Below are 14,493 nucleotides of genomic sequence, written 5' to 3' on the forward strand. Positions count from 1 at the left end.
ACGCGTGAGTGAATGGTGCGGAACGTCGCCGACGAGATCGCTGCCCTCGACCCGGAGGACTTCCACCTGCTGTCGGGCGTCGAGCACGGGATGCGGTTCTCGGAGTGGGTGAGCCGCGAGAAGCTGCCGGAGTTCTCGCGGCTCACGCCCGAGGAGGTCGACTACCGGCTCGACAGGATGCTCGACCGGGAGTTCCTCGAACGGAAGACCATCCAGTACGAGGGCGTCCAGCTCACGTTCGCGGGCTACGACGTGCTGGCGTTGCACACGTTCGCCGAGCGGGACAGCGTCGAGGGGTTCGGCGCGCCCCTCGGCGTCGGCAAGGAGAGCGACGTCTACGAGGTGCAGTCGTTTCGGCCGATGGCGCTGAAGTTCCACCGCGAGGGGTACACGCAGTTCCGGGAGGTCCACCGGGGCCGGGATTACACCAGCGAGAAAGAACACACGTCGTGGCAGTACACCGCACGGAAGGCCGCCGAGCGCGAGTACGACGCCTTGGAGGCGCTGTACCCGACCGTGAACGTGCCGCGGCCGGTCGATCACAACCGCCACGCCATCGTGATGGAGAAGGTCAGCGGCACCGAGCTGTCGAACGCGAAGCTGAACCCCGAGCAGGCGAGCGGCGTGTTGGATCTGATCCTGCGGGAGGTCGCGGCGGCGTACCGCGAGGGGTACGTCCACGCCGACGTCAGCGAGTACAACGTGTTCGTGGATTCGGACGGCGTCGTGTTGTTCGATTGGCCCCAGGCGACGCCGACCGACCACGAGAACGCCCGCGAGTTGCTGGCGCGGGACGTGGAGAACATCGTCCAGTATTTCCGCCAGAAATACCCCAGTGACGTGCCGGCAGTCGACCACGACGCCGTCGTTGGGGCGGTCGCCGACGACGCGTTCGCGTCGGTCACCGAGCACTGAACGCGAGCGCCCACCACCGCCGGGTGCGGCGCGGGACGTGACGTGTGACCGACAGACACCCGCGTATTTATACCGCGGGCGCGGCAACGGCGTTCCAACGCGGAGTTTCACTCATGGACCGAATTGGGCCAGCAGCCACGACGCGGCGGGCCGGGTGCGGTGGCGACACCGAGACAGCAAGCGGGCGTGGCTGGACCACCAACGCAGGCATGGAGGCATCGTAATGTTCGATGAGATGCAGGCGTCGGCGTTCCCCGAGTTCCTGGCCGCGTTCTGGGCGGAGAAGGGCTGGGAGACGTCGGTGACCGAAAACGACGACGGCACGTACCTGGTGGCCGGGGACAAGGACTCGGGGACGCGCGGGCTCATGGGCGTGCGCCCGGACGACGGAACGGAAGTCGACGCCTCGGAGGTCGAGGATTTCCTCGCGTTCTGCGACAAGCAGGGCGTCGACGTCCGGGTGATGGCGACGCTGGGGCGGTTCACGACGGGCGCGCGGACGGCCGCCGACTCCGAGGACATCCACCTCCTCGACCCGAACGAGTTGGCGAACTCGGTGCGCGAGGAGGGCGTCGAAGAGATGGTGACGGAGTACACGGGCGGTGGCGGCGGTGGGGGCGGTCGCTTGCCGTCGCTGCCGGTGTCGGTGCCGACCGGGGTGCCGGTGATCCCGATCCTGGTGGCGGCCCTGGTCGTGGCGGCGGCGGTGTTCGTGGGGCCGACGCTGCTCGGGTCGGTGCCGTTCGTCGACGAGTTGCGGGCCGGCTCGGCGAGCGGACAGCCGATCACGGCGCTGTCGTTGTCCGACGCGGACGCCCCGACGGCGACGGTGCGGTGGACGGCACAACCCCGGGGTGAGATCAGGAACTACACCGCGCCGGCGGGCCAGACGTTCGTGGTGGTGGCCTTCGAAGCGACGGCGACCGGCAGCGAGCCCGTGACGATCCGAGACGAGACGGTGGCGCTCGCGGCCAACGGGACGTTCCGGTCGCCGCAGTCGTTCACCAACGCGTCCACGGCGTTCCGGGCGGCACAGCTCCCCAAGCAGGTGCCGGCGAACGGCACGGCGCGTGGGATCGTGGTGTTCCAGGCACCCGCCGACTTCGACGGGGCGACGCTGGTTGAGCGGTACGGCGGGCCGGGGCTGCGCTTCCAGCGTGCCGACGATCTCAGCACGGACGTGGCGTCGTTCCGAAGTTCTTAACCCCGCCGGTGGAGTACCGAACGGTAACTCGCTGGTGGCGGGCTCCAGCGGGCGCCTGACGACGCGTCGGGCCGGGATGTGATTCTCGGTGCGCCGGGAATTGAACCACACAACGCCCGCGGACACAGAACAATGGCACGAAGTTTCTATTCGCACATCAAGGAAGCGTGGGAGGATCCCGACGACGGGAAGCTCGCCGAGCTGCAGTGGCAGCGCAAGCAGGACTGGCGCAAGGAGGGCGCGATCGAACGGGTCGACCGCCCGACGCGCCTCGACAAGGCCCGCGAGCTGGGCTACAAGGCCAAGCAGGGCGTCGTCGTGGTGCGCGTGAGCGTGCGCAAGGGGACCGCCCGGAAGTCCCGGTTCAAGGCGGGTCGCCGCACGAAGCGCCAGGGCGTCAACCGCATCGGTCGCGCGAAGAACCTCCAGCGCATCGCCGAGGAGCGCGCCAGCCGGAAGTACGTGAACCTCCGGACGCTGAACTCCTACTGGGTCGGTGAGGACGGCTCCCAGAAGTGGTTCGAAGCGATCCTCCTGGACCCGGAGCACGGCGCGATCCAGAACGACGACGATCTGAACTGGATCTGCGACGACAGCCACAAGAACCGCGTGTTCCGTGGGAAGACGAGCGCGGGACGACGCGCGCGTGGCCTCCAGAACCGCGGCAAGGGCACCGAGGGCCTGCGCCCGTCGACGAACGCCGACAAGCGCAACAAGTCGTAGCGCGAGCGGGCGGCCGATTTCTGCGGTGTGTCGCGGGCCAGCAGTCGCGGTCCCGCGGCGTGAGTACGGAGCGTGGCCGTGTCCCAGCCACCGGGCATGCCATGTGAAGACACGACAAACCACTAAGTGATCGGACTGCGTACACGAACGTATGAGCGACACCGCCGAGACGGAGCTCGCGTTCGACCACGACGACCAGAAGCGCCTCTACAACTACGTCGAGCGCCACGGCGAGTGCACGTACGACGACCTCGAAGCGGCGATGCCGTTGTCCCCGCGGGGCATCCGCCACCACGTCGCCATCCTCCAGCGGGACGGGTTCCTGCGCGTGGACGACGAGGCCGTCACCGTCGCCTTCGACGCCGACGTGGCGGCCGAGACCCACCGCAGCGACGGCATCGAGGTGGTCGTTCGCCCGGCGCGACAGGGGGATCTGTCCGGGCTCGTCGGGGCGATACGGCAGGTCGCCGACGACCGCACGTACATCGAGGCCGAATCCGTCGCCGACATCGTCGACCACGAGGAAGTGTTGTTGCGGCACAACGACGTTGAGGAACGCATGTTCTTCGTCGCGACCGTCGACGAGGCGGTCGTTGGGTGGGTGCACCTGGTCGGCTCCGAGCTGGCGAAGCTCGCACACACCGCCACCCTCACTGTCGGCGTGATCGACGCCTACCAAGGCCACGGGATCGGCGGCTACCTGCTGGAGCGTGGGCTGGAGTGGGCCGCCAGCCGGGGCTACGAGAAACTCTACAACAGCGTGCCGGCGACGAACGACGCCGCCATCGGGTTCCTCGAATCCCGTGGCTGGGAGCGCGAAGCCCGCCGCGCCGACCACTACCAGCTTGACGAGGCGTACGTCGACGAGGTGATGATGGCCTACCGGCTGTAGCCACGCGCCCGGGGGGCGCTATCCGGTGGCGTCCTCGTTGTGTCCGAAGGCATCCGTGACCGACGGGTTCGCGCCCACCCCGGAGTACACCGTGAGGAGGTCGCCGGCCTGAATGACGGTGTCCCCGCGGGGCGTGATGGGGTCGCCGTCACCGTCGCGCTCGATGGCGACGACCAGCACGTCGTCGGGGAGCGCGCCCGTGTTCGCGGCCTCCTGGAGGGTCGTGCCGGCGACGGGTGCCGAGTCGGTGACGCTGATCTCGAAGACCTCGGCGTGGTCGCCGATGCGCATGTAATCGACGATCGCGGGACGCGTCACGGCCCGGTAGAGGTATTCGGCGATGAGCTGCTGGGGGTTTTCCATCGTGCTCACGCCGATGCGCTCGAAGACCCCCATGTGTTCGGGGTTGTGGACCACGGAGAGGATCGCGGGGATGTCGAACTCCGCGGCCAGCAGGCACACCATGATGTTGGTGGCGTCCTGGTCGGTGGTGGAGATGATGGCGTCGGCGCGCCCGGCGCCGGCGTCAGCCAGCGTGTCTTTGATCGTGGCGTCGTCGTGCAACACGAGGCAGTCGTAGTCGTCTGCCGCCCGGGCGGCGCGGCTGTCGTCGCGCTCGATGACTGCGACCTCGTTGCCCGACCGGGTGGCGACGTCGATGAGCGGGGTGCCGATGTCGCCGGCACCCACGATGATGAGATACATGCGAGCTATCCCCCGAACCGTCGTGTGATCGCGTCACGTACTGACATTGGTGTGTTGTCCGGGCCGCGCGCCATGACGACGGTTTGATCGACGCCCGCACCGACGGCCTCCGGGATCGAGCCGAAGACGGCCTGGGACACCGGCCCCGAGCGCGTTGCGCCGGCGTAAACCATATCGAAGTCGGCGGCGGCGTCGATGACGGCGGCCTCGGTGTCCGTCGAGACGACTACTTCGGTGTCATAGGTCATATATTTGATGGCAGCGCGCTCCGCGAGGGCGTCGATGACCGCCGCCCCGCGCTCGGTGGCCGACGCGTCGGCGTCGTCGTCCGCGGGCGGCTGCACGTTCAGCAGCGTCAGCGACGCGTCCGTCTCGTCGGCGGCGACGAATTCGGCCGCGCGGCGGGCGGCAACCGGCGCGTGTGGGCCCTCCCCGGCGAGCACCATGATGTCGCTGGCGTCGCTGGCGGCGGCCGGCCCGAGGCGCACGAGCGTGGCGTCACAGGACGCGTGGCCGACCACGGGGTCGATGGTCGACCCCAGGACGTGGTCGCGGCGACGCGTGCCCCCCCAGCCGAGCAACACGTGATCGGCGGCCGTGTCCTCGATGACGTCGAGGATGGCGGCCCCGGTGTCGTGGCTGGCGACGGCGCGCGTCCGCAGGCGCACGTCCAGGTCGGCGGCGGCCGCGCTGGCGGCGTCGAGCAGCTCCTGTTGGCGCTCGACGCGCTCCTCTTCGAAGGCGAGGTCCTGGGACAGCGACGTCTGGCGGGGGACCTCGATGACGTTCACCGCGATGACTTCGGCGTGCGCGTCGGTGTGAGCGTGCGCGCTCGCGGCCGCCATGCGCAGGAGGTCGTGTTCCGTGTCCGGGTTCGCAACCGGCACCACGACGGTGTAGGTGTCGGGTGTGTCCGTGTCCGGCGACGAGGACGGCGCGAGTGCGTCGCCGACGAGGCTCTGACTCGGCGCGCAGGCGCGGGCATAGCAGTAGTACCACGCGATCCCGAACGCCACCAGGACGGTGCCGATCGCGCCGACCGGCGTCGGCGTCACCGGCAGCACGACCGCGACGGACGCCACCCCGATCGTCATGGGGGAGAACGTCACGGACATCTGGACGAGGACCGCGACGCACGCCGCCGCGCCGAGCACCGGCACCACCGGGTACAGCACCGCGGGGATGCGGAACGCCGGGTCGTAGGTGTCGGGGTTCGCGCGCCGCAACACGACCACGGAGACGTGCACGAGGGCGTACGTGACGAGGTACATGAAACTCGCCACCTCGGCCAGCGTGCCGACGCCGACGCCGATCCCGATCAACAGCAGCGTGATGACGCCCGTCGCGGCGATCGCGCGGTACGGCGTGCGGAATCGGTCGTGGACTTCGTTGAGCCAGTTGACGAGGATCTTGTCCCGCCCCATCGCGAAGTTCACGCGCGCCGCCGACAGGATGCTCGCGTTGGCGCTGGAGACGGTCGCGAGCACCGCGCCGACGATCATTGCGAGCGCGCCGACCGAGCCGGCGGTGGCGGGCTGAACGGAGACGAACGGGAGCCAGGAGACCGCGCCGGCAAGCGGCTGGAAGATCTCACGGGCGACCAGCGCGACCGGAACGTCGGAGCCCGCGAGCACGGGGATGTCGATCGTACCGGTGGAGACGAACATCACGCCGACGTACATCAGGGTGGGCGTGACGACGGCGGCGATCATCGCCAGCGGGAGGTTCCGGCTGGGGTCTTTGATCTCCTCGGCGCTGGTGGCGATCACCTCGAAGCCGATGAACGTCACGTAGACGGTGCCGACGGTCGCGGCGACCGCGGGCCAGCCGTTGGGGTTGAACTCCGTGATCGTCGGGCCGGTGACCGCGCCGAGCCCGAGGAACGCGAGCACGAGTCCGACCAGCGTGAGCACGATGACGTTCTGGAGCGCGCTGGTTTCTTTGACGCCGTAGTAGTTGACGGCAGTCAGAAGCGCGGCCATCGCGAGCGCGGCAACGGTGATCCCGAGATCCCCCCAGCCGGCGAGGACGCCGACGTACTCGCCCAGTCCCGGCAGGAGGTATTGGCCGAACCCGATCATGTAGAACGCCGACGCGAACGTCAGCCCGGCCCACATCCCCCAGCCGACGATGCTGCCGAAAAACGGCCCCAGCGCGCGGTTGACGTAGTAGTAGCTGCCGCCGGCTTTCGGCATGCCGGTGGCGAGCTCGGACAACGAGAGCGCGGCGAACAGCGACACCATGCCGCCGACGAAAAACGACACCATGCTGGCGGGGCCGGCCTGTTCGGCGGCGATCTTCGGGAGCACGAAGATGCCGGCCCCGATCATCGTGCCGAGACCGATGGTGTAGGCTTCGAGGAAGCCGAGGTCGCGGGCGAGCTCCTGGTCGGTGTTGCTCACGACCCCCACCCTCCGGGCGGGTGGGCGACGACGAGGCGGCGGTGGGCTGTGGACGCGGACGGTGCGACGGGGTGTGTGGTGTGATCACTCATACTGGTGTGGTGGGTCGCAGCGGGTGCACTGTGGCTCGGCGGGAGATGCGTCAGTGTCGAACCGACAGGAGTGACGGATCCGTGTGGCGGGAGCGCAGCGGAGCGCATGTGCGTTTCGGATTCGCGTGGTGGGCGGCACCATGGCACCCCGACTGTCCCCGCGATCGGTGGGCATAACGGCGTCGCGGTGCTGGCTCCCGTGCATGGACGCGGCGCTTGGACCCCCCGACGCGATGGCTGCCAGCGAGGGCGACCTGACGCCGATGATGAGCCAGTATTTCGAGCTCACGCGGCGCTACGACGACGCGCTGGTGTTGTTCCAGGTCGGGGATTTCTACGAGTTGTTCTGTGCGGCCGCGGAGACGGCGGCCCGCATCTGTGAGGTGACGCTGACGGCGCGCGAGGACTCCACGGGCCAGTATCCGATGGCGGGCGTGCCCATCGACACCGCCGAGCCGTACATCGAGGCGCTGCTGGACGCCGGCTATCGGGTGGCGGTTGCCGACCAGGTCCAGGACCCGGACGAGGTGAGCGGCGTGGTGGATCGGGCCGTGACACGGGTGGTGACGCCGGGCACCGTCACCGAGGACGAACTGCTCGGGGGCGCGGACAACAACTTCGTGGCGGCGCTGGCCGGCGGCCGGGACGCCGACGCCGGGTTCGGGCTCGCGCTGCTCGACGTGTCGACCGGCGACTGTTATGCCACACGGCTCGGCGGCGAGGCGCGCGTGCGTGACGAACTGGGGCGGTTCGCGCCCGCCGAACTCGTCGTCGGACCGGGGGTCGACGCCGACCGGTTCGCCGACGAGGCGTTCGTCGCCGCGTACGACGACGACGCCTTCGAGCCCGCGGCCGCCCGAGAGCGGGTGGCCGACTACTTCGGCGGCGAGGACGCGCTGCCGACGGCCGCTGAACTACGGGCGTGTGGGGCGTTGTTGTCGTACGCCGAGTACACGCGGGGCGGAGCCGGCGACAGCCAGCGTCTCACGTACTTGAACCACGTGACGCGGTACAGTCCCACGGAGCACCTCCAGATGGACGCCGTGGCGTTGCGCAGCCTCGAACTGTTCGAGCAGCGCAGCGTCCACGGGACCGACGGCACGGCGCTGGTGGACGTGCTCGACGAGACGGCGTGCGCGCTGGGCCGCCGGAAGCTCACCGACTGGCTGCGCCGGCCGCTGGTGGATTCGGACGCCATCGCGGCGCGCCACGACGCCGTCGGGGAGCTCGTCGCGGACCCCCTGTCTCGGGAGGAACTCCACGAGCACCTGCGGGACGTCTACGACATCGAGCGGTTGGTGTCGCGGGTGTCCCGGGGGCGGGCGAACGCCCGCGACCTGCGGGCGCTTGCGGACACCCTGGCGGTGGTGCCGGAGGTCCGGGGGTTGCTGGCGGACGCCGACGCCCGGAAGCTGCAGTCGCTTCGGGAAGCCCTCGATGACCTCCCCGAGATCCGGGGGCTGCTCGACCGCGCGATCGTGGCGGATCCGCCACAGGAGCTGACCGACGGGGGCGTGATCCGGGACGGCTACGACGAGCGCCTCGACGACCTGCGGGCGACCGAGCGCGCGGGCAAACAGTGGGTCGACGACCTCGAAGCAAGCGAGCGCGAGCGCACGGGCGTCGACTCGCTGAAGGTGGGCCAGAACTCCGTGCACGGCTACTACATCGAGGTGACGAAGGCGAACATGGACGCGGTGCCCGAGGACTACCAGCGCCGCCAAACGCTGAAAAACGCCGAGCGCTACGTCACGCCGGAGCTGAAAGAACGCGAGGAGGAGATCGTGCGCGCCGAGCAGCGCGCCCAGGACCTGGAGTACGAGCTGTTCGTCGGGATCCGGGAGCGGGTGGCGGAGGCGGCCGAGCGGATGCAGGCCGTGGCGCGCGCGCTTGCGGCGGTGGACGCGCTGGCGTCGTTTGCGGCCGTGGCGGCCGCCCACGACTACACCAAGCCGGTGATGGGCGGCGACGGCATCCACATCGAGGGGGGTCGCCATCCGGTGGTCGAGCGCACCGAGTCCGGGTTCGTGCCGAACGACACGACCCTGAACGACGACCGCCGGGTTGCGGTCATCACCGGGCCGAACATGAGCGGGAAATCGACGTACATGCGCCAGGTCGCGGTGATCGTGGTGTTGGCGCAGGCGGGCTGTTTCGTGCCGGCGGCGGCCGCCGAGTTGCGGGTGGTGGATCGCGTGTTCACGCGGGTCGGTGCCAGCGACGACATCGCGGGCGGGCGGTCGACGTTCATGGTGGAGATGACCGAGTTGGCGTCGATCCTGCGCGCGGCGACCGACGAGTCGCTGGTGTTGCTCGACGAGGTGGGCCGCGGGACCGCGACGACCGACGGGCTCGCGATCGCGCGCGCGGTGACCGAGCACATCCACGACGCCGTGGGGGCGACGACGCTGTTCGCGACCCACCACCACGAACTCACGGCGGACGCCGACCGCCTGCCGGACGCGCTGAACCTGCATTTCGCGGCGACCCGAGGGGACGACGGCGTCGCCTTCGAGCACGCGGTGCGGGCGGGCGCTGCGACCGCCTCCTACGGGGTGGAGGTCGCGCGCACCGCCGGCGTCCCCGAGCCAGTCGTGGACCGCGCCCGGGAGCTGCTCGATGCGCCTGCGACGGCCGACGGGGGCGACGGCGGGACGACCCCCACAGCGGACGCGAACGGCCAGCGCGGGGCGGCCGCCGGGATCGTCGCGGAGCTGCGTGACGTGAGTGTCGCGGAGCTGACGCCCATCGAGGCGTTGAACGTGCTCAACGATCTCGCGAGCCGGGTGGACTGACCGGCGAGAACGTCAGCCCACGGTCGGCCAGCAGCCGCCTGGTTTTCGCGGTGACGGCGGGCGCGACGAGGATGCCCCGCACGGTGGCGTCGGCGTGGAGGGTGCGACGGAGCGCGGCCACGTACCGTTGGAGCTGCGAGGCCGCCGCCGGGCCCGCGCGCACGTTTTTCAGCTCGACGGCGGTCACGGTGCCGTCGGCGTCCCGGCCGTAGATGTCGATGGGACCGGCGGGCGTGTCGCGCTCGGTGGCCAGCGGCTGGAACCCGGGCTCGACGAGATCCGGGGTGTCGAGCACGCGGTCTTTGAGCGCGGCCTCCGTTCCGGACACCGTGGTGGCGTCCGCGCCGGCGGCGTCGAACGCTGTCGCTGTGTGGACGGCGTCGAAGCGGACGCGCAGCGCGCCGGCGGTGTGGCCGCCGTCGCAGGCGACGGTGAGACCGTCGGCGGCGTCGACGGTGACCGGGCCACCGGACGCCCACGCGTCGGGGTCGCGGCCGCTGGCACCGTGGACCACCACGGTGTCGTCGGGCTTCCAGAGGAGGGTGCGCACGCCGGCCGCGAGGTCGCGCTGCGAGCGCCCGGTGAGCGTGGCCACGCAGGAGCCGATCAGGGAGACGGTGAGGCCGTCGGCGGCGGCGTCGGTGGCGAACGCGGCCGCACGGTCGGCGGTGGGGTCCGTGAGCGTTCGCGGCATGGGCGGGGGTTTGCCTGCGGGGTGGAAAAACGACCGGGTGCAGCCCGCCGTCGTTTAAGTGTCTCTGGCGACAAGGAGTATATACGAGCGGCGACGCGCGGTGTTCTGTGGTCCATCCGATGCCCGGCAGCGACGGTCACGCCGTCGGCACACACCCCCGGAGTCGGCGTGTTCTTTTGTTGCGCCGTCGTACGGAGCGGTGTGACGGGATCAATCACGGTGTATTCGGACTACGTCTGTCCGTTCTGCTATCTCGGGCGGCAGTCACTCGAAACCTACCGGGAGGCGCGCGACGACGCGGCACCCGCCCTCGAAATCGACTGGCAGCCGTTCGACCTGCGCAGCCGGCATCGGCGGCCGGACGGCACGCTCGACGAGAGTGTCGACTCCGGGAAGGACGAGGCGTACTACGAGGAGGCGCGGCAGAACGTCGAGCGGCTGCGCGAGGAGTACGGTGCCGACGAGATGAGCACCGACCTCGTCGGCGACGTCGACGGCTTCCGGGCGCAAGTCGCCTCCCGGTACGTCAAGGAGACGTTCCCGGAGCAGTGGCTCGCCTTCGACGAGGGCGTGTTCGCGGCGCTCTGGGCGGACGACCGCGACGTGGGCGACGCCGACGTGCTGGCCGACATCGCCGACGGCGTCGGGCTGGACGGCGAGGAGATCCGGACGGTCGTCGACGACGAGGCGTGGCGGGATCGCCTGCGCGACGAGTTCGCGGACGCCCGCGAGGCCGGCATCACGGGCGTGCCGACGTTCGTCTACGACGGCCACGGCGCTCGCGGCGCGGTGCCCCCGAGCCAGCTCGAACGGCTGGTGGAAGGCGTCTAGGGCCGGCGAGCCCGCGGGCGGCGCATCGCGTCGCCGTTTAAGTGGTTCTGGCGACAAGGAGTAGATACGAGCGAGGATTCTCGGCGTTCCACACCCGGCAGCCGTGGCTCCGGGCCGAGGATTTATTCCCCGGAAGCACCCAGCAGGGAGTATGCCAGCAGACGCGGGGCAGCGACTCCAGTGGACGGACCCGGACGACGGCGACCGCGCTGTCGACGCACGCGCAGGGTCGGGGTCGCTGTCCCGCGCGGAAGCCCGCCGCGACTCGACGGTGCGCCAGTGGGGTGTTGTCTCCCCGAGCGCGACCGTCATCGGCCGCCCGGAGTCCCCGGACGGCGACCTCTCGGACAGCGTGCGCCGGCTCCACGAGGGCCGCCACCACGCCACCGACGGCACCAGCCAGCGAGCCCACCGCCTGGATCGCCTGCGGACGACCCAGGCGCTGTGCACGGCGATCGGCGTGACGCCCTGGCAACGCGACGTGGCCCTGGGCGTGATGGACACCATCGACCTCACAGCGTTCGGCAGCCAGCGCGCCATCGAGAAGGTGGCGCTGGTGGCCATCCGCCACGTCGTCGACATCGACCGCCGCCAGTACCTCGGGCTGGACGACCTCGACGGGGCGGAGCTCACGCAGGGCCGGATGGCGGAGCTGTTCGACCGCTACAAGCGCCACGACATCACCGACGAGCCCGCGTTCCAGCGGCTCGCGGACCACCACCACCTCGACCAGACGAGTCTCAACCGACTGCGGCGCGTGCTCACCGACCAGCTCACCGACGGGCTGCCGGCGTACGGCCGGACCCCACACCGCGACCCCCACCTGCCGTCGCCGGCCGACGACGACGCGGCGTGACTACGCGTGGTCGGCGATGAACGCCTCGATGGCGTCCCCGCCCTGGAACCCGTCGGCGAGCCGCCCGACCTCGGTGCCGCCCTCGACGAGCACGAGCGTGGGCACGCTTCTGATCGCCCACTCGTCGACGAGCCCGATGTCGTCGCCGGGGTTGACCATCACCACCGGCACGCCGGTGTCGCGGGCGACGTTGCCGACGACGGGTTCGATGGCCTGACACAACGAACACCCGGTGGTGTAGAACAACACGAGAACACGGTCAGCGCCCGCGATCGCGGCGTCGAGGTCGTCGCTGTCGGCGACGCGATCGGGGCGGCGGTGCTGTACAGTCACGACTCCCGGTACGGTGCGGGCACGCAAAAGAACTGGTTCCGGTGGGGGATGCTGCCGGGACGACGGCGTTACTCCTCGTCGTCGTCGTCGTCGCTGTCGTCGGCGGCGTCCTCGATGTCGTCGATGTACGACTGGGACTCGTCGGCCGCGAGCTCGCGGTAGGTCCCGGTGTCGGCGTCCACGATCCCGACACCCACGCCGTCACCGCTGAGGGCGTCCTCGCGGCCCTCGTTGAGGGCGCGCAGCGCGAGGTCGATGCCGTCGTCGACCGAGAGGCCGGCGTCGTATTCGTCTTCGAGGAACTCCTGGATGTCCCCGCGGTTGGAGCCGATGGCGACGGCCTTCCACTCGTTGGACGTGCCGGACGGATCGGTCTCGAAGAGGCGGGGTTCGCCGCCCTCGACGCCAGCGATGAGGAGCGCAACGCCGAACGGGCGCGCGCCGCCGACCTGGGTGTACTGCTGGATGTGGTCGGTGACGCTCTTCGTGAGCGTGCGCACGCCGATGGGCTCGTCGTAGCGCACGCGCTCGACCTGGGACTGCTGGCGTGCGAAGTCCACGAGCTGGCGGGCGTCGGCGACGTGGCCGGCGCTGGCAGCGCCCACGTGGTCGTCGATCTTGTGGAGTTTCTCGACGCTGGAGCCTTCGAGCAGCGGCGAACGGGTCTGCTTGTCGACGACGAGAACGACACCCTCGGGGGTGCGCACGCCGATGCTGGCCGTCCCTCGTTTCACTGCTTCCCGCGCGTATTCCACCTGATAGAGCCGGCCGTCAGGGGAGAAAATGGTGATTCCCCGGTCGTAGGCCTGCTGCTGGTTCTGACCCTGCATGGTTTCCTTGGGTTCGTGTTGTGCCCCGCAACGTAAAGGGCTTTGACTTTCGGTAGTCGATCGCCGGAACAATATCGGATCGACCCGCGGGGCGTCACGCCGGGGTTCTTGTGGCGCGGCGCCGAAGCGCGGCCATGGACGATGGGAAGGCCGGCCGGGGGTTCTTCGACGACCACATCGCGGGCCGGACGGGCGCGGACCGCGACGACGTCCGCCTCGGGCCGACGTACGGTGCCGACTTCGGGGTGGTTGCGATCGCCGACAGCGTGGTGGCGATGGCGACCGATCCCGTCTTCGTGTTGCGGGCGCTGGGGATCGAGCGCGCGGCGTGGTTCGCGTTCCACATCTGCGTGAGTGACGTGGCGCTGTCGGGGCTGTCGCCCGCGCATCTGGCCGTCGATCTGAACCTACCCCCGGACACCGCAACGGAGACGTTCGACGCGATCTGGGAGGTGTTCGACCGCGAAGCGCGCGCGCTGGGCGTGAGCCTGACGACCGGGCACACGGGCACCTACGAGGGGTGTTCGTTCCCGACGGTCGGCGGCGCGACGGCGCTGGCGGTCGGTGCCGCCGAGGACGTGGTGACGCCCACGGGGGCGCAGCCCGGCGATCGCGTGGTGGTCACGAAGGGCCCGGCGGTCGAGACGACGGGCATGCTCGGTGTGCTGTTCGGGGACCGCCTCCCGATCAGCGCGGCCGCCGCGGCGGCGGCCCGCGACCGGTTCGCGGACGCCACGCCGGTGCGTGACGCCGCGACGATGGCGGCGGCGGGCGAGGTCACAGCCATGCACGACGCCACCGAGCGCGGGCTCGCCAACGGCCTCCACGAGCTGGCGGCCGCAAGCGGTGTCGGGCTGTCGGTCGCGCGGGACGCCGTCCCCGTGCTGCCGGGGGTGCGGGCGGTCTGCGAGCAGTTCGGGATGGACGCGTGGGCGGCGTCCAGTGAGGGCACGGTGATCGCCGCCGTCGATCCCGGGAGCGTCGACGCGGTGCTCGGGGCGCTGGGCGACGAGGGCATCCCGGCTGCCGACGTTGGCGTCGTCGAGGCCGGCAGCGGCGTCACCGTGGACGGCGACCCGCTGGCGGAGCCAGCGGCCGACCCGCTGTGGCCGGCCTACCGGACCGCACGCAGCCGGTACGGCGACGACGCGTAGGCGGCGACCACACCGCAAGCCTTCTTGGCTGTGGCTGCGACCATCCACGTGATGCCAACGGAGGCGC

General features: G+C 70.4%; 13 protein-coding genes. 8 read left to right on the plus strand and 5 right to left on the minus strand.

Annotation, left to right across the window (positions count from 1 at the left end; translation table 11 throughout):
- The first annotated feature begins 12 nt into the window (after window positions 1-12).
- The 4 genes from APQ99_RS07520 to APQ99_RS07535 all read left to right on the plus strand — a co-directional run bounded on the left by APQ99_RS07520 (window position 13) and on the right by APQ99_RS07535 (window position 3,734).
- Window positions 13-915 (plus strand): serine/threonine-protein kinase RIO2, encoded by a 903-nt coding sequence (locus APQ99_RS07520; RefSeq protein WP_136361078.1) that lies wholly within the window; start codon window positions 13-15, stop codon window positions 913-915.
- Window positions 916-1,138: 223 nt separating this feature from the next.
- Window positions 1,139-2,119, plus strand: coding sequence for a restriction endonuclease (locus APQ99_RS07525; protein ID WP_010902088.1), 981 nt, complete (start codon window positions 1,139-1,141; stop codon window positions 2,117-2,119).
- A 132-nt stretch (window positions 2,120-2,251) separates the two neighbouring features.
- A complete protein-coding gene (locus tag APQ99_RS07530) occupies window positions 2,252-2,842 on the plus strand; it encodes a 50S ribosomal protein L15e (protein WP_010902087.1) in 591 nt (196 codons plus the stop codon).
- 151 nt (window positions 2,843-2,993) lie between these two features.
- On the plus strand, window positions 2,994-3,734 hold the full coding sequence (locus APQ99_RS07535) for a GNAT family N-acetyltransferase (protein ID WP_136361077.1): 741 nt from the start codon (window positions 2,994-2,996) through the stop codon (window positions 3,732-3,734).
- 18 nt (window positions 3,735-3,752) lie between these two features.
- Here APQ99_RS07535 and APQ99_RS07540 read toward each other — a convergent pair whose 3' ends face one another.
- Entirely contained in the window at window positions 3,753-4,439 is a 687-nt protein-coding gene (locus APQ99_RS07540) for a potassium channel family protein (protein ID WP_010902085.1), read from the minus strand.
- A gap of 5 nt (window positions 4,440-4,444) precedes the next feature.
- Entirely contained in the window at window positions 4,445-6,841 is a 2,397-nt protein-coding gene (locus APQ99_RS07545; protein WP_136361076.1) for an amino acid permease, read from the minus strand.
- Between the two features lie 295 nt (window positions 6,842-7,136).
- Here APQ99_RS07545 and mutS point away from each other — a divergent pair, with 295 nt between their 5' ends.
- Window positions 7,137-9,728, plus strand: coding sequence for a DNA mismatch repair protein MutS (mutS, locus tag APQ99_RS07550; RefSeq protein WP_136361075.1), 2,592 nt, complete (start codon window positions 7,137-7,139; stop codon window positions 9,726-9,728).
- Here mutS and nucS read toward each other — a convergent pair.
- Window positions 9,700-10,422, minus strand: coding sequence for an endonuclease NucS (gene nucS / locus APQ99_RS07555; protein ID WP_010902082.1), 723 nt, complete (start codon window positions 10,420-10,422; stop codon window positions 9,700-9,702). The two genes, mutS and nucS, sit on opposite strands and share 29 nt — an antisense overlap.
- Before the next feature lie 201 nt (window positions 10,423-10,623).
- Between nucS and APQ99_RS07560 the strand changes: the two genes are divergently transcribed.
- Both APQ99_RS07560 and APQ99_RS07565 read left to right on the plus strand, forming a co-directional pair.
- The gene (locus APQ99_RS07560; RefSeq protein WP_136361074.1) at window positions 10,624-11,253 is read left to right on the plus strand and encodes a DsbA family oxidoreductase; all 630 of its coding nucleotides are present in this window, start codon (window positions 10,624-10,626) and stop codon (window positions 11,251-11,253) included.
- Between the two features lie 151 nt (window positions 11,254-11,404).
- Window positions 11,405-12,109: a hypothetical protein gene (locus tag APQ99_RS07565; RefSeq protein WP_010902080.1), complete on the plus strand. Its 705-nt coding sequence runs from the start codon at window positions 11,405-11,407 to the stop codon at window positions 12,107-12,109.
- Here the strand turns inward: APQ99_RS07565 and APQ99_RS07570 are convergent, their stop codons facing one another.
- Both APQ99_RS07570 and psmA read right to left on the minus strand, forming a co-directional pair.
- Window positions 12,110-12,442: a thioredoxin family protein gene (locus tag APQ99_RS07570; RefSeq protein WP_012289111.1), complete on the minus strand. Its 333-nt coding sequence runs from the start codon at window positions 12,440-12,442 to the stop codon at window positions 12,110-12,112. It lies immediately after the preceding gene.
- Between the two features lie 68 nt (window positions 12,443-12,510).
- A complete protein-coding gene (psmA, locus tag APQ99_RS07575; RefSeq protein WP_010902078.1) occupies window positions 12,511-13,272 on the minus strand; it encodes an archaeal proteasome endopeptidase complex subunit alpha in 762 nt (253 codons plus the stop codon).
- Window positions 13,273-13,406: 134 nt separating this feature from the next.
- On the opposite strand from psmA, the gene APQ99_RS07580 reads away from it, so the two are divergent.
- The gene (locus APQ99_RS07580; RefSeq protein WP_010902077.1) at window positions 13,407-14,426 is read left to right on the plus strand and encodes an AIR synthase family protein; all 1,020 of its coding nucleotides are present in this window, start codon (window positions 13,407-13,409) and stop codon (window positions 14,424-14,426) included.
- Window positions 14,427-14,493: the final 67 nt, after the last annotated feature.

It is taken from the genome of Halobacterium salinarum DSM 3754, assembly GCF_008124605.1.
GTDB classification, from domain to species: domain Archaea; phylum Halobacteriota; class Halobacteria; order Halobacteriales; family Halobacteriaceae; genus Halobacterium; species Halobacterium salinarum.